The organism is Enterobacter cloacae complex sp. IR5412, assembly GCF_049237385.1.
In the GTDB taxonomy this organism is placed as follows: domain Bacteria; phylum Pseudomonadota; class Gammaproteobacteria; order Enterobacterales; family Enterobacteriaceae; genus Enterobacter; species Enterobacter intestinihominis.
On sequence record NZ_JBMKHQ010000001.1, the window covers coordinates 193,429 to 208,037 of the forward strand.

The following is a 14,609-nucleotide window of genomic DNA, read 5'->3' on the forward strand; positions in this document are numbered from 1 at the left end:
CGGTATTAATAAACCCGGCTTTCATCGTATTCCAGGTAATCGATATCCAGAGCCGGAACGACCGGGGTATGGTTTTGCAGCCAGCCCAGAAGGTGCTGGATGCTCTCTCTTTTGAGCGAATTTTTTGGCCAGACGAGGTAGTAACCATCTCCCGTCGCGATAGCTTCCCTGAACGGCAGGCCCAGCAGGCCGCTTTTCAGGGCATCAAGCGTGAGATGCAGGTCGGCGATAGCGATGCCGTGCCCGTTCATCGCGGCGATACTTCCCTGTTCAAGGGTATCAAACACCATGCCGCTGCTCATATCGAGCCCCGGAAACAATCCTGTTCTTCGCAGCCAGCGCCGCCAGTCACGTCTGTCCGGTGAAGGATGGATCAAATCGCATTGCGAAAGCTGCTGCCGGGCCGGTTCGATAAGCGATGGGGTGCAAACCGGGATAAGCCATTCATGAAAAAGCAGCTGGCTTTCCGTTGTCTCACCAAAACGGCCATTACCGAGAAGGATGGCGCAGTCGTATGGCTCAAGATTGAAATCAACGGTGTCAATGTCCATCCAGACGCTGGCAATCTCCACCTGCGGTTTTGGATGGTTGTTGCGAAAAGATCGCAGCACGTCGAGAAGCCATCTCATGGTCAGGGTGCTGGGTGTTTTTAACCGCAGCAGATGGTTTTCACTGCGAAATGCCCGGCAGGCCCATTCAATGCTCGTGAAGCTTTCGTTCAGCTGTCCGGCAAGCACTCGCCCGGCTTCAGTGACCTCCACGCGAGGACCTTGCCTTTTGAAAAGCTCGCAGTCGAACCACAGTTCAAGGGTACGGACATGTCTGCTGACCGCGCCCGGCGTAATATTGAGCGTTTCAGCGGCTTTACTGAAGGAGTTCAACCGCGCAGCAACTTCAAACGCACGCAGTGCATACAATGGCGGTAAAGACATAGCGTCCCTTAAATGAAAATTTAATTATGCTAAAACTTGTTCCGGGGCAATGCCAGCAAGTAAATTATGGAGAAAAACAATGAGCCCCAATATACCGAGTCATAGCGATAGGGGTCAAAATCTATATGCAAAAAGCTGCTGACAAACTCGTAGCCATTGGCAAAGATGTTTATCTGAACGGCTGCAATAGCGATTACAAACACCCTATACGCGATAAATAGCGGGTATTTATGCAGCCTGTTAACTTTTAGTTTGCCGAGATAAAGCAAGAGAAAAATTGCAATAGATACAATGAAATAGGCCACGGCAGGCCAAACAGGTGGATGAAGCGAAAATTCTAACTCTTGAGACATAATCAATTCTCTTTTGCTATCTGGTACATCTGCCACCCCGTAATACTCCCACTGGTCAAATCCAGCGCCATTGCGGTTTTAAAAGCCTCTTGCCAACCTCTGATATAATCGTGGAATAAACTCCAAGACCTCTCTCTGGGACCCAAAACTTTTCTGCCCGCACCATATGCCGATAAAGAGAGATCAACGACGCCATAGACTAAGTCAGCCTCGTTATTACCATAACCTAACTTCGTAGCAGCAAATCTAAAGGGAGATCGGATCTGGAAGGAACGCTTAACGAAAAACAGGGAATCGCTGGTCATAAAAACGCGTCACAGACAGCACGTTATGATAGAAAAATTCCTATAGTTCCGGTAGTCGGAGGGCAGTAATGCCCTCTTTTTGTGGTGAAGCTGAATGGCGAAAGAATGGCGAATGGCGAAAATTAGGCAATAAAAAACCACCTTTCGGTGGTTTATACGACACTGCTTATCATTGATTTTATTCTACTTTTCCCATGGTAGCCGGAGTGGGACTTGAACCCACACAGCGCGAACGCCGAGGGATTTTAAATCCCTTTTATATTAAAATAATTTCAATAAGTTAGATGTCTTTTTCCTAAGATTGCCTTTTAGTTACTACTAGATTTGACGGGGATCGTTTAAGTTATGTTAGGAAAGCAATCGGCCCAAAACGATCGAAAATTAACCATAGAATTTACATCGAACGTGAGTATCAGATAACCTGAAAATTTTGCTTTGGCTGTTTTCAAAAAGTTGAGTGGTGAGAGTTTTACGAATATTATGAGTTATGAAGAGGCTATTACGGTACTCTATTGCAGATAATATAAAGAACTGCCCATACGGGCAGTCTTAGAACACGGTAAAGACGTCACGTAAATCGCTCATTATTTTTTTGCATGGGTGTTTCTCATTTCCTATGATAGTATTGATATGAAGAAGCGTTATGTTCTTTTCATACCACTCCTGAGTTACAACGCCATCAAGGTTAAAACATTTATGGAAGCACATCTTTGCTTCTTCCGAGCTTATAAACTGCTGATTATGCCCCATTAACCGCATTAAAAACCCTTCAAGACATAATGGTGAGGACTGAATAATCTTAATATTGTGATTATTAGCAGCCGCTAATGCATCTTTTGGTATTACTAGGTCAGAGTCGATAAAAACAACTCTTTTATCAAAACCTCCTGCATGATTGATTGCAGCTAATATAGCTGATTTTGGTCCACCTCCACCAGCCTCATCAAGTTTTACACTAAATCCTGCATCTCGAGAAGAATGAAGTCTCTTGATACATTCTGCGAATCGTTTATCAGTAATACCTTCACACATCAGAAGCTTAGTTCGTTCAACACCGCGTTTCATGCGCTTGGGCTTTCTCATAAATCTGGCACTCCTCCAAAAGCCCCAGCAAGATATTTTGCAGCAATATTATCATCAACTCTAGCTTCGCTAGATGGGAAGTCATCCAGGCGATAACAAACGCTTTTGTTATATTTTTTCTCAGTGATTAACACCCGATACTTCCCTAAATAATTTATTAGTTCAGGTTTATGGCAAGTAAACACCAATTGAGCATGTAAAGGGTTTGTCTCTTTACTAATAAATAGTTCAAGTATAGGTTTAACCATATGTGGATGCAGATCATCTCCAAGCTCATCAATAAAGCAAGCATTTCCTTTTTTTAAGCATTGCATTATATTATGTAGTCTGATAAAAGCACTCTGAGTACCCGCAGATTCAAAAGCAAATGGCAAAGCAAATTTAGTACCATCCTCCTTAATGTGAATTCCATTTAGAAGATAGTATGTTTCCTTCTCTCCATTGACATCAACTTTTTCTTCTTTTTCAATCGTTATATCGTCTAAACCGAGATCCCATTTCCTTAGAATGTTTTTAACATTATTAAAGGCCACTGGGTCTTCATATAAGTCTTCTGCTGTTGCGCCTAAATCTTCGTAGTCGTAGCTGTAGCGCCCCATTGCATTAACGTTGGTAGTGCTGCTCATCGTATCAGCTATTTCAACTGCTAATGGTACATTAACCCTACGAGCTGCGGAAATAATACTCGTGTTAGATGGGGTTCTTTTACCTTCTAATTCGCCCAATGGAAATAGCTCAGGTTTTTCAATATAATCATAAGATATTTTTTTTAAAAAAGCCTCTATCTCCTTAGAACTAAAATCTTCTTTCTGTTTATCAATTTCGAGTTTGTAATTATTTTTATTCAACTTCCTCTTAAATACGTATATGTTCTTGTTATTTTCATTTTTAACATATAATTCTTCTTTAATTATAAACTGATCGCAGGCGACGATAACATACGTATAAACTTTTCCATCCATGACGAAACAGATTTTTATCATCCCAGGATGTACAAACGGACGATTAATATTAAGATATAAATAGTCTGTTACTTTTGCAGGTATAGACCAAAAAAACCAGCTCAAGAAGGACATTGGCTTCAGCAACGTAGTTTTACCGGATCCGTTCGCCCCCATGATAGCTGTAATCAGATTTACTTTATGGCCATCAACATCAACCCATAACTCCTTTTTTTTGTCCTTAGCAGTGGTGGTAAGGTCAACAAAACCCCCTTCCTCCTCAAAACTACCGATGTTCTTGATCTCATACCACAGTATTGCGTTTCCCATATCCCCTCGATTTAAACAAAAAATTGTACAAAAATGCTAGGTATGAGTTTATATGAGGTTTTAGAGATGGCAAGTAAAAAAAGATCTAGCGCACCTAATGACAAATGTGTATCCCCACCCTTTCTCAATCAGGATTAAACCCTTAAAAAACAACTATATATAACGATGAATAAGTATGTTATGAACTATTTTTCCGATAACCCCTATAACCCCAAAATGGATTGACATCAGTTTTCTTCGGGGTTATTATAACCCCATCAAGACAACACAGAGAGCCGGAGGATGGATAGCAGGAATGCAATAGCAATGATAGAAGCCGATGGGTGGTATCTAGTGAGAGTTAAAGGCAGTCATCACCAGTTCAAACACCCAACGAAAAAGGGGCTGGTAACGGTAAAGCATCCACAGAAAGACATACCGTTACCAACACTGAAAAGCATCAAAAAACAGGCGGGGCTCTAAGCCCCCCCACTGGAGGTTTACATGTTGTACCCTGTTGCTATTGATAAAGGCGATTCATCCTTCGGCGTTCGCGTACCTGATATTCCTGGCTGCTTCTCTGGCGGTGATGATTATCAGGACGCGATCGAAAGCGTACGTGAAGCGATCGAGGCACACATCGAATTACTGGTTGAAGATGGCGAGAGCGTTCCGGAAGCAACGACCGTCGAAAACTGGCTATCTGATCCGGAATACACCGGTGCGGTATGGGCCCTGGTTGACGTGGATATAACTCGCCTGATGGGAAAAGCGGAAAAAATCAATGTGACGCTTCCCTCATTGCTGATCCGCCGTATCGATCAGTTTGTGGCCGCGCATCCAGAATACGGCAGTCGGTCTGGCTTCCTGTCTCGTGTCGCGGCAGATAAAGTAATCGGACGAGAAAAACGATAAGCCTCGAAAGAGGCTGTATTCGCGGATCCAGTCAGAAAAAGTGAAAATGAGAATTTCAAAATGAGTAATCAACTATCAAAACGCCATTTACGTGAGTGCTTACAAGCTGAAGTAATGAAAAGCGACAAGAAATTCTCATGGACGCGCGTTTTTCATAAAGCATTAAAGTGCCCTGAGAGACGCTTTAATTTTTGGTGGCGAATTGCTTCTTATCTTTATAGTTCTGATGCCAAATGGAAAAAACAATTGGCCAGAAGAATTAATAGAAAACTTGTCCAAAAGTACAACACTGAGATACAGCTGCCAGCTACAATTGCACCTGGTCTTCATATAACTCACTTCACATCAGTTGTTATAAACGGATGTGTAATTATCGGACGAAATTTCAAAATAAGACATAACTGTACCATTGGCATTGGTGGGGGGGTAAAGAATGAAAACTCCAGCCCAAGGATAACAATAGGTGATAACGTTGATCTGGGAGTTGGGACCTCGATTATCGGTAACAATCTCACTATAGGCAGCAATGTCACGATAGGCGCAATGACTTTTGTTAATAAAGACATTCCGGACAACACTGTTGCCTACAATGAGAAGAAGTTAATATTAAAATTTAAGCATTCCTGATTATCATACTGGCAATACAGGCCACTCGATATCTGGTGCATGCGATGTATCAACCCGCATCAACAGCACCCTATATTGCTGCCATGCCAACAGTAAATCTTCCTCTTCATCTGTTGACATGCCTAACTCAACGGCATCTTTCAATGGTTCAATTACGGCAGTGGCTGAGTTCATGAGCGCTTCTTTCTGAGCATCAGCCTCGGCAAGGAGCTGCTCTTTAGTGGCGGTTGGCGGGTCTACAAGGACAGGCTGATCGTAATCATTTACAGTGATTACCTTACCTTTCTGTTGACCTTCCAACAGATACAGGAACCACTTCTCCGAAATTTCAAGTAAATCATTCGGCCACGTACCTGCTAGTAAATAAGCTTGTTTATCTGATTCATGATAAAAACCAATTTCGCTAGGGCTAAAATAAATCTTCATTTCAATATCCTTTAGCAATTAGCATAAATTTGCCATCGGCGTTATGAGCATATAATGTGCATCCTGTACGTGAATAAGACGGAACATAAATTGCCGAATCATCGCCAGACCCATGCCCTGCCCCATTATATGTAATTACAACCCCTACACATGCATTTGGAAAAGCCGCAGGAAATGTCACATTAACATTTGTTTTGCTTGGAACGTTTATATTACTCATAACTACTTCCATAACACCTGTTGAAGCATCTTTATGCGTCATGGCATTGGCTGATTTGGTTGCGGTATTTTTGAGGTTATACCGCGCATCGCTTTCCGCCTTAGTGTAAGCCTGCCCCGCAGGGGTGTAACTCCCTTTAGGCTGAAAACGCCCGTCACTCTCGGCTTTGGTGTATGCGCCTGTTCTTGGCATATACCCCGCATCTGATTGTGCTTTGGTGTAATAACGGTTATCAAAATTGGCATAGCTGCCCGGATTCACCTGCCCCGGCGCGTTAAAGTTGCCATTTGTGTCCCATTTAAAATTAATCTCTGATCCGCCACTGCCTTTCATGTGCAGATGCCATGAAAGTTCGGTTCCCGCGACCAGAGAACCCATTGAAAATGCCCAAGAGTTTTTACTCGCAATTGTCGCTTGTTGTTTGATTACGGGATGATATTCACTCGAACCGGTTGTCGAATACGCGTTAAAAAAAGGCGCTTTTGCTTTGTACTGTTCAGCCCAGGCGTAGGGGCCAGAATAACCTGCCACCATTTCTTTGCCTGCGGTAATTTGTTCGCTTGCAGTGATTGTGTTGTAAACCGATAGCGGCGTTCCTGACTGAAGGGCGCCCGTGGTTAGATTCACATACAGCGGGCGAAGTGAGTTGTAATTACCCAGCGAATCGCCAGAGTTCGTTAACATCAAATAAAGCGTTGTGCCATCATTTCGCCAGAATGCGCCAAAATTACCGTAGGCGATACGCAGGCCATTCGCAGCTCTTGAAACAATTTCACCATGGGCAGAAATTGCCCCCAGGACTTCTGCGGCACCATTAAAATTAAATGATATGGAACCATTTACATTTCGTTGCGAATAAAAGTGGTATCCCGTCGCATCTTTAAATTCTAATACTGTCGGTCGGTCAGCATTACCCCAAAGATTAATTATCCCATCAAGGGTGGATGTATTTGAAGAACTGACTTCAAGCTTGCGAGTATTACCTGCACGCAAATACCCATTCGCAATCACATTACCCGTGACGGTCCCACCAGTAACAGGCAGCGCTCCAACCTCCGTCGCGGTTGGTTTTTTGGCTGTTGTATAGAACTCACACCATTCTGTCCACGTGTTATCTGCCGGGTTATAAGATCGAAGGAAAACACGACGAGAACTGAAAGTACGATATTCCTGTACGCAGGCCTCCGCTCCATTTGCACTGGTCTGGTGAACATCCAGTTCGCCGGCTTCAGTAATGGGGTAATTCCTCGCAGTAGTGGCATTGGCAGTTAAAGCCTGATTAAATCGCCCGTACTGCCTACCTCTGACTGTATTCAAATCGACTGTACCCAGCGTCCCTCGATATGGAACAGCACCGACTTCAGTCGCGGTGGGCTTCTGAAACTCTGTGTAAATTTTTCCCCAGTCACCAAAAACGCCTTGTGGCGTAGAGCCTGCCAGCCCGATTAACGGCGCCTGGCCACCTTGTTTTGCAATAAGGTGCACCTGAGAGCCTGAGTCATAGCCAAAGCTAATCAGGGAAGCATTTCCATATGTCGGCTCCGACTGCACGCCGTAGAAGCCATTCCGCAGAGGTTTTTTGGCATCAGCAGCAGAAAGCAGAATGTCCGAACCATATCCGCCTAATCCCATCCAGCCTACAACCGGCACGCGGCCAGCAGTTGCATCTGTTTTTGAAGTGACGACGTCTTTAGATGCGGACGTTCCCAGCGCGTCCTTGATCTCCTTAGCGGCTTCTCTGACAGCTTTCGGTGTCGCAGCCAGCGTCTCTGACGAGCTGTCGGTTTCGCTACTGAGCTGCACAAGTCCTTTGCGTGAGGTTGTCGCATCATAAACGCCTATGGCTTCGCGAGACCCTTTTTGTGCAGCCTCCCCTCTCGCCGCTATTTCAGACAGGTTTTTATCAATGCGCAGGAACAGACCATCTCCGGTCGCTACTTTGAGCTCTACGTTTGCTGCATCAGATACTGCAAGACGGAATTGCAAACTGACGCTGACACCGTTTTCAGGCTTTTCAATTGCAGCACAGTTCGCAACAGAATACAGTTCGCCAGCATCTGTCAGCAGGCCTACTTCCCTGACTACGAATCCTCCAACGGCAACCGGGAGGACCAGCTGAGCAAAAAACTGGTTCGCCTGATCCGGAGAAACCTGTAGTGCAGAAATTGCGCTGCGATATACCTCACGCACCAGCTTCGTCTGCGCCGGATCCGGTCTAACGGCCTGCCCGTTCCCGTCCCCCACAACAAAATCTTTGATGATGACGGGCTTCCCGGTTGCAGAGGATTGCGTCTCCAGCTCCTTGCCCCGGTTTGTCAGAATGCTGTAATACTTCTCAGCCATGGTTATTCTCCGGCCTCAATAACAACGTCAATCCAGGCGGTAACAGCACCGCCGGCATAATAAGTTCCCTTCGCACCCAGATCGGCGATCACATCGATAGTGGTCAACAGGCTGCGGAGGTTTTTGGCTTTATCGACCTGGCGCCGTATGCGCTGGTAAAGTGCTTCGTCAACAGCCTGTAAGCTGTATACCTCCACGCGGAAGGTGTAGGGATCCTTGCGCGGTGTATCCTCCCACCACTCAATCACGGTGGTCGGGAGGCTGACGGCGCTCAGCGACCGCCTGACCGCCCCGGCGGTGCCCCGGTGCTGATGGACATAAGCGGCATCCCTGATCACCTGCCTTTTTTCTTCCTCGGTCCAGGCCTCCTCCCATGAATCCACCGCGAATTCCCAGGCCAGCCATGGCAGCAAATGTGCGGGACAGGTATCAGGATTTTTCACCTTACGTACCATGTCAGTATCCAGCGCCGTGATCAGCTCAGTGCTTGCCTGTTCCTGCGCCCGTTCCGGGTGAATAGCTGAAGGTGGAAGCAGAGATCGAAATTTATCCACTCACTCCTCCTTTACGGGTGACGTTTATCGCGCTGCACCACGGGGCCTGTCCTGCTGCCGCTTCCAGATCAGCCGTCGGGCTGAGCAACTTAACTCTGGATACGCCGGGCTGCTGAAGTGCTGAGTAAATCGCGGAAAGCGGTACGATGGCATTAATACGATGGGAAAGCTGTGTGTAGCTCGTCAGCGTACTTATCGCGTTTTCCAGTACCGTCTGTGCATCCGGACCGTCTGGTATTTCGAGTTCAGCCTTAACGGTATAGCTGGCGATACTGGCACTCTTCACACTGACAAAATCGGTGAGCGGCCTGACTTCATCCGCGCTCAGTGTGTTCATGACAGTTTCAATAAGAATGAGTCCTGCCTGACCGTTCCCTGTGCGCGAGAGCACGTACACATCTACCTCGCCGGGCCGGTTATGGGTTTCTGGCCCGTAGGCGTCCGCATCCAGCACATCGTTATCCGCAGATTTGGCATGAAAGCGATAAGCGTTACGCGCGCCGGCCGTATTCAGCTGCGCCCACGAAAGCTGTATACGTTCCCGGAAAGCGTCGTCGTCTTCATAAACAGTATCGACAGGGGGAACCGCATCCGGATCGCCGGGATTAATCACCAGACGGGAAACGTTAAAGGCCGCGCCCAGCTGGTCGAGATCGGCTTCTCTGGCACTGGCAAGGAAAACTGCGCGTACTGCGTCGTTAACCCGCTGGAACGCCAGGGTGAGCTGGTAAGCGGTGATTTCCCCCTGCTTATACGCCGGGTCCGATTCCACAAGCGCATCAAATTCCGTATCGAGTTCACGCAGGCGTGCCAGCCAGCGGGTAAAAATGTCGGCGGTATCCGGTACCACAATGGCATCCGGCACCGCCAGGGCGGACAGGTTAATTACGTCATAGCTGCTTGCCATAAATCGGTATACCTCCGGTACTGACAGGAAGATTGTTCTCTTTGTTAATCCCTTCGATATCCACCACACACCCCGTTTTATCTGCCGGGAAGGAGACGAGCACTCGTGTGACCTTAAGCCGGGGTTCCCAGCGCGCGAGCGCTGTGGCAGTCGCTGCGATAATGCGTAGCCTGGTCAGGTCATCACGTGGATTGTCCACCAGCGAAAACAGATCGCTGCCATAATCACGGACCAGCACGCGGCTGCCGACAGGCGTGGAGAGAATATCGCTGACGGACTGGCGCAAATGGTCGCTACCGGACAGGCGTTTCCCGGTCCGGCTGTTTACACCGTTCATAATTTTTTTCCGTATCAGGGTCGCCGGGCGGCGGCGTGTTAGCCGAAGTAATTCGGGCCGGTTTTATCCGAACTGCCGGATTTTTTTGAGGACTTCGCAGGCTTGCGAATATCAACCACCAGGTTGTATGTGTAGCTGAACCCGGCGGGCGTCAGGGAAAACACCAGCGACTCAACCACCCAGGCGCGATCTTCCCGTTCGCCAAAGCCGGACGTGTATACGCCAGACTCTGCCGTGAGAGGAACGTGCCTGGGTCGGCAGGGCCCCGTTACTGTCATTTTTTGTTCATTGCGGCGGGCCTGCGTTTTTTTCGCTTTGGCCTGTTGATCGGCAGTAGCTTTTACAGGCTGGGTATACGGGTTAGCCATTGAGGGACCATCATGATCAACCGTGGTGGTTTTGGTCTTCCCGTCAGCCTCATCGTAATAACGTACGCCGATTTTTCCTGAAGACTTACCACTGCTAGCGGTGGCCTTCCCTGTCGAACTGCCCCGCTCTCCTTCGCTGTAAGACCAGTTTGACACCTCTTCTGGTGTGATAATCAGAGCTGCGGTCTGTTCGCCGGAAGCATTTGCCGTGGCTCCCTGACGCAGAAAGAGCCAGTATCCGCCCGACGGTTTACTGACAGCATTCCATGTTCGGGCCAGGCGCGTCAGCAGATTGGCGTCCGATTCTGCCACCTGATCAACGTGGTCGATATGGATATCGGCGAGCTCTGCGGCCACTTTCGGTACCAGACCGTTTTCAGTCGCTACCGTTTTAACCAGATCCGCCAGTCGCAGATTATCCCAGCTGCGTGTTTTCTGGCTGATCACATCACCCGGTTGTTTTTGCGCGTTCATTGGCGCAGCGGTGGCATAAATCTCGATACAACGTGGCGGGCCGCTGCTGGCCACGCCGGACACCACGAACCAGCCCTTATCCACCAGCTGATCATTAAAACCCAGCGCCACCCGAAGACGAGCGCCTTTAGTCGGAAGGGAGAGCGTTTCCGAGAGCAGGGTGATTTTCAGCTCATCTGCTTTTGCCGTGGCACCGCCGTAATCAGTCAGCGTCAGCTCTGCCAGGCATTGTTGCAGCGCACGGGTAATATCTTTTCCTTCAGCGCTGACGCTGAAAGCGGGAGCATATTCCGGTTTAACAATCTGATCTGCCATTTTTAATCCCACAGGTTGTAAGCGGAAGCCTGAACCGGCGGAGCCAGATCCGGTAAAGTGATATACAGACCTGACGGATAAACGGCCCCACGGTCAGCCAGTCCAGGATTCGCTTCAAGAACCTGCGTCACAATATAAGAGAGGTTCTCCGTGCCGTAATGCGTCGCGCAGATCGCATCCAGCACATCACCGTCACGGGTTTGATATGTCGTCGGCATAATGTTTCAGCGTCATCGTCCAGTTTTTGTTTCGGTGGCCGCCGCCAGGCAGGAATCGGCTGGTCGTATCTGAGAAGTCGATTACCACCCACCAGCCCAGGACATCTCCTTCACCGCTGACCAGCTGCTGAGGCTTATTCTGGTCTGCCAGGTCGAAGAGATCGTTAATAGCATCCACACCCTTGCGAAAGAAAGCATGCGATTCTCCTTCAAGCCGGACGGTTCGCCCGGGCTTGCCGGTATACTGCAATAAATCCTGCTTCCCGATCCGCTCCTGTTCGCTCCATCGCCAGCTGGCCTCGCGGGTCAGCTGGTTGTATGCCGTGGTGTCGATCGAAAAGGCAAAATCGCCCAGCATCATCATCACCCGGGCGGCCTGAGCCCCCCGAGCAGCGCTGGACTGAAACTGCCCGAAGTCTTCAAAGACAGGAATGATTTCACTCACCAGATTTGCCCTCCGTCCAGCATGCTGCTGTCACCGTTAAATACCGGACTGGTTTTAGTCACCGCGACAACTTCATCCCCGATCGCCCTTTCGTCCTGACCAGGTGCGCCATGTATCTCATAATGAAATTCGAAACGACGGTTGTCGGTCAGTTGTCGGGGAGGTGGCGCTTTGTCCGCACTATCCAGCTTCTGAAGTAATGTTTCCCAGTAGCTGCTTTCCCCTTCACCTGACAGTTCTGCCGGTCTGTCTGAAACAGGTTCAGTAGACTGTCGGGAGTTAATCTCAGGAGTTAAGAACAATACGTCTGCGCTTTTATCCCTGTAACGTTCGTTACCCCTGAATGAACCCTGCGCTTTGCCAGTACCCGGTAACGAATCGACATCAACATTCACATCCGGGATAGGCTGTGCCGGGTATTTTGAATTCCCCTCAGATCCTTCCTCTGCTGCTGTCCAGTTAAGGGAAGGATAAACATCGACATTGACCACCGGCTTATCCGGTGAGATGTTGTCTGCGGATCCCTTCTGTTTTTCCGCTGCGGGCCAGACGATACTTTTTTCAAACGTGGGAAAGGAAGGAAGTCTGTAGTTATTCCAGGCGCCGGCAGCCCTGTCAGATGTTTCATGTCCCGGTTGCACAGACGTCTCCTGGTTCTGGTTGAGTGCTGATTCCCAGGAGAACGGCGCGCCGCTGCTTTCCGGCGTCACGTATTTATCGAGCGCACTGTTAAAGGTATCATCGTCGTCGCGGAAAAATCCCCGGGTGTCCCGGTACGATTTTTTCACATCATCAGGCAGGTCCGGCTTTTCCTTCAGTTGCTGCTCAAACCATTCGCCCTGACCATTGCGTTGCGCCGTCATGCGCGCAATATCAACCGAGCCGGTCATGGCCAGCGATTTGAGCACGTCCCGCTGATCGCTTCTCTCATCCGGTAAAAGCCAGGACATTTTTTTCGCCAGCGCGTAGGCCACTTTCCCGACGAACACAATGCCCTGGCCGAACGTCAGCACACCGGGGTAAAGATCATTACGCAGGAAACTGACAATGCGTTTGATCCCGCCCCCCTTAAACCACTCCGCCATATCATCCGTCAGCCGGCGGATATCCGGTGCCAGCTCGTTTCCCAGTTGCCCTGAGATTTCCGCTACAGCGGAGGAGAAGACCGTGCGCAGGCTGGTGATGGCGCGGTTGCCCTCCATCGCCCCTTCAGCCCCCTCTTTCGTGACGAGGTTATAACGCCGCTGCTCGTCCATCAGGTCACGGTAGCTTTTGCCGGACTGCTTCAGCAGCATCAACAGCTTGCTGGCCTCGCCGCCAAACAACGAATCCAGTGCAAACGACGCTTTCGACTCGTCCTGCATGCTGAGCGCACGCTCGACGATTTTTTCGAACTGCGCCATATCGCTGAGGCCCGCAAAATCCCCCGCCTTAAATCCCAGCGTTTCAAACGCATCCTGAAGGGAACCCTGCTTGCCGTTCTGCTTGTACTCTCCTGCCTTGTGAAGATACTCCTCGAACAGGTCGCCGATGTTCTCCCCGTTCATGTCGTACTGCTTCGCGAGCGTGTCCCAGGCATCAAACGTCGGGATATCGACGCCATAGCTTTTCGCCACACCAGCCCGTCGGGCCGTCTCCGCGTTGGTGGCCGCCGGGGCAATCAGGGTGCCCAGCGCGGAAGCCACCACGCCACCGCCGCCGATCGCCAGCCCTGGCGCCACCATACCGCCCAGCTGACCGGCCATACCAAGGCCACGGCGAAACAGCCCTTTCCCTGCCCCCTTGAAGGCTGCCAGCCGTTGTGCCTTCTGCATCTGCTGATTCAGCTTCTGCTGTTCGGCCTCCGTTTTGCGGATTTCACGGGAGACGTCGCTGTAGCGCCGTTTAAGATCGCCAAGACTTTGCCCGGCCAGCTTCGCGCGCTTAATCTCTGCCGCCAGCTTAGCCTGGTCTTTCGTCAGTTTTTCTGACTGCTTTCCGACGTCCTTCAGGCTTTTTTGCAGGCTGTTCGCTGAACGGCTCCAGGAGCTGTCGATACTGCCGCCAAAGGTAATGACGGCCTTAAGGTTCTGGCTTAATCCGGCCACGATTTACCGCCTCCACTTCGTCGGTGAGAAAATCAGAAAACACACTGAACGGCATATCCAGATATTCCGTCATGGGAAAATGCAGGCGCCGTCCCAGAAAACGTATCGCCCGCATCAGCCCTCTTTCGGTCGCTTCTCGGGCGGGAGCATAAAAACATTAAACGCGTCCAGCAGCTGGGCATAATCTGCCGCAGTCAGTTGCCAGATATCCTGTTCGCTGAGGTTGCACAGCAGCGCAATCATGCGCGCCTCTTTTTCTTCTTCACTGCCGCGGTCTTTGGAAAAGGCAATGCGGTCACGGACCAGCGGCTCGCGCAGCGTCACCTGTTCGAGCAGGCCACCGTTCTCAAAGGAAACAGGGGAATACAGTTTGATAACGCGTGTTTCACCAGGAAAAGACATGTTGATCTCCATAAAAAAACGGCCCGCAGGCCGTTGTAAGATTGTTTG

18 protein-coding genes and 1 pseudogene are annotated in these 14,609 nt (G+C 49.4%); 4 read left to right on the forward strand and 15 right to left on the reverse strand.

Annotated features, from left to right (window positions below):
• Nucleotides 1-5 precede the first annotated feature (5 nt).
• The 3 genes from ACOTX2_RS00935 to ACOTX2_RS00945 are packed head-to-tail and all read right to left on the reverse strand — an operon-like array spanning nucleotide 6 to nucleotide 1,590.
• A complete protein-coding gene (locus ACOTX2_RS00935) occupies nucleotides 6-932 on the reverse strand; it encodes a LysR substrate-binding domain-containing protein (RefSeq protein ID WP_032624025.1) in 927 nt (308 codons plus the stop codon).
• Between the two features lie 29 nt (nucleotides 933-961).
• The gene (locus tag ACOTX2_RS00940; protein WP_023306512.1) at nucleotides 962-1,285 is read right to left on the reverse strand and encodes a hypothetical protein; all 324 of its coding nucleotides are present in this window, start codon (nucleotides 1,283-1,285) and stop codon (nucleotides 962-964) included.
• Nucleotides 1,286-1,287: 2 nt separating this feature from the next.
• The gene (locus ACOTX2_RS00945; protein WP_223861941.1) at nucleotides 1,288-1,590 is read right to left on the reverse strand and encodes a DUF4225 domain-containing protein; all 303 of its coding nucleotides are present in this window, start codon (nucleotides 1,588-1,590) and stop codon (nucleotides 1,288-1,290) included.
• Between ACOTX2_RS00945 and ACOTX2_RS00950 the strand changes: the two are divergent.
• Nucleotides 1,528-1,659: pseudogene (locus ACOTX2_RS00950) on the forward strand (integrase); the annotation flags it as partial. The gene ACOTX2_RS00945 and the pseudogene ACOTX2_RS00950 sit on opposite strands and share 63 nt — an antisense overlap.
• 480 nt (nucleotides 1,660-2,139) lie before the next feature.
• Here ACOTX2_RS00950 and ACOTX2_RS00955 read toward each other — a convergent pair.
• Together ACOTX2_RS00955 and ACOTX2_RS00960 are read right to left on the reverse strand one after the other, a co-directional pair.
• Nucleotides 2,140-2,673 carry a glycosyltransferase family A protein gene (locus ACOTX2_RS00955; RefSeq protein WP_032619510.1) on the reverse strand — a complete coding sequence of 178 codons (534 nt, stop codon included), beginning with the start codon at nucleotides 2,671-2,673 and terminating at the stop codon, nucleotides 2,140-2,142.
• Nucleotides 2,670-3,944 (reverse strand): AAA family ATPase, encoded by a 1,275-nt coding sequence (locus ACOTX2_RS00960; RefSeq protein WP_032619509.1) that lies wholly within the window; start codon nucleotides 3,942-3,944, stop codon nucleotides 2,670-2,672. Before ACOTX2_RS00960 ends, ACOTX2_RS00955 begins: the two co-directional genes overlap by 4 nt.
• A gap of 282 nt (nucleotides 3,945-4,226) precedes the next feature.
• On the opposite strand from ACOTX2_RS00960, the gene ACOTX2_RS00965 reads away from it, so the two are divergent.
• Genes ACOTX2_RS00965 through ACOTX2_RS00975 form a run of 3 tightly spaced genes read left to right on the forward strand, consistent with a single transcriptional unit; the run spans nucleotide 4,227 to nucleotide 5,465 of the window.
• Nucleotides 4,227-4,406 carry a type II toxin-antitoxin system HicA family toxin gene (locus ACOTX2_RS00965; protein ID WP_012906750.1) on the forward strand — a complete coding sequence of 60 codons (180 nt, stop codon included), beginning with the start codon at nucleotides 4,227-4,229 and terminating at the stop codon, nucleotides 4,404-4,406.
• 21 nt (nucleotides 4,407-4,427) lie between these two features.
• Nucleotides 4,428-4,838, forward strand: a complete 411-nt coding sequence (locus ACOTX2_RS00970; RefSeq protein WP_032634114.1) for a type II toxin-antitoxin system HicB family antitoxin — start codon at nucleotides 4,428-4,430, stop codon at nucleotides 4,836-4,838.
• Nucleotides 4,839-4,898: 60 nt separating this feature from the next.
• The gene (locus ACOTX2_RS00975) at nucleotides 4,899-5,465 is read left to right on the forward strand and encodes a serine acetyltransferase (protein ID WP_045342272.1); all 567 of its coding nucleotides are present in this window, start codon (nucleotides 4,899-4,901) and stop codon (nucleotides 5,463-5,465) included.
• Between the two features lie 3 nt (nucleotides 5,466-5,468).
• Here ACOTX2_RS00975 and ACOTX2_RS00980 read toward each other — a convergent pair whose 3' ends face one another.
• The 10 genes from ACOTX2_RS00980 to ACOTX2_RS01025 form a co-directional block, all read right to left on the reverse strand.
• Nucleotides 5,469-5,891, reverse strand: coding sequence for a tail fiber assembly protein (locus ACOTX2_RS00980; RefSeq protein ID WP_045342274.1), 423 nt, complete (start codon nucleotides 5,889-5,891; stop codon nucleotides 5,469-5,471).
• 1 nt (nucleotide 5,892) lies between these two features.
• Entirely contained in the window at nucleotides 5,893-8,454 is a 2,562-nt protein-coding gene (locus ACOTX2_RS00985; RefSeq protein WP_421625868.1) for a phage tail protein, read from the reverse strand.
• A gap of 2 nt (nucleotides 8,455-8,456) precedes the next feature.
• Nucleotides 8,457-9,008, reverse strand: a complete 552-nt coding sequence (locus tag ACOTX2_RS00990; protein WP_045345258.1) for a phage tail protein I — start codon at nucleotides 9,006-9,008, stop codon at nucleotides 8,457-8,459.
• On the reverse strand, nucleotides 9,001-9,915 hold the full coding sequence (locus tag ACOTX2_RS00995) for a baseplate assembly protein (RefSeq protein ID WP_058686487.1): 915 nt from the start codon (nucleotides 9,913-9,915) through the stop codon (nucleotides 9,001-9,003). The genes ACOTX2_RS00990 and ACOTX2_RS00995 overlap by 8 nt, the downstream gene beginning before the upstream one ends.
• Nucleotides 9,899-10,252, reverse strand: a complete 354-nt coding sequence (locus ACOTX2_RS01000) for a GPW/gp25 family protein (protein ID WP_045325028.1) — start codon at nucleotides 10,250-10,252, stop codon at nucleotides 9,899-9,901. The genes ACOTX2_RS00995 and ACOTX2_RS01000 overlap by 17 nt, the downstream gene beginning before the upstream one ends.
• Nucleotides 10,253-10,290: 38 nt before the next feature.
• Nucleotides 10,291-11,409 (reverse strand): contractile injection system protein, VgrG/Pvc8 family, encoded by a 1,119-nt coding sequence (locus tag ACOTX2_RS01005; RefSeq protein WP_064499028.1) that lies wholly within the window; start codon nucleotides 11,407-11,409, stop codon nucleotides 10,291-10,293.
• A gap of 2 nt (nucleotides 11,410-11,411) precedes the next feature.
• On the reverse strand, nucleotides 11,412-11,627 hold the full coding sequence (locus tag ACOTX2_RS01010; RefSeq protein ID WP_045899456.1) for a tail protein X: 216 nt from the start codon (nucleotides 11,625-11,627) through the stop codon (nucleotides 11,412-11,414).
• Nucleotides 11,602-12,063 carry a phage tail protein gene (locus ACOTX2_RS01015; protein WP_371286257.1) on the reverse strand — a complete coding sequence of 154 codons (462 nt, stop codon included), beginning with the start codon at nucleotides 12,061-12,063 and terminating at the stop codon, nucleotides 11,602-11,604. The genes ACOTX2_RS01010 and ACOTX2_RS01015 overlap by 26 nt, the downstream gene beginning before the upstream one ends.
• A 5-nt stretch (nucleotides 12,064-12,068) precedes the next feature.
• On the reverse strand, nucleotides 12,069-14,159 hold the full coding sequence (locus tag ACOTX2_RS01020; protein ID WP_227789195.1) for a hypothetical protein: 2,091 nt from the start codon (nucleotides 14,157-14,159) through the stop codon (nucleotides 12,069-12,071).
• Between the two features lie 114 nt (nucleotides 14,160-14,273).
• On the reverse strand, nucleotides 14,274-14,561 hold the full coding sequence (locus ACOTX2_RS01025; protein ID WP_023299869.1) for a phage tail assembly protein: 288 nt from the start codon (nucleotides 14,559-14,561) through the stop codon (nucleotides 14,274-14,276).
• Between the last annotated feature and the right edge of the window lie 48 nt (nucleotides 14,562-14,609).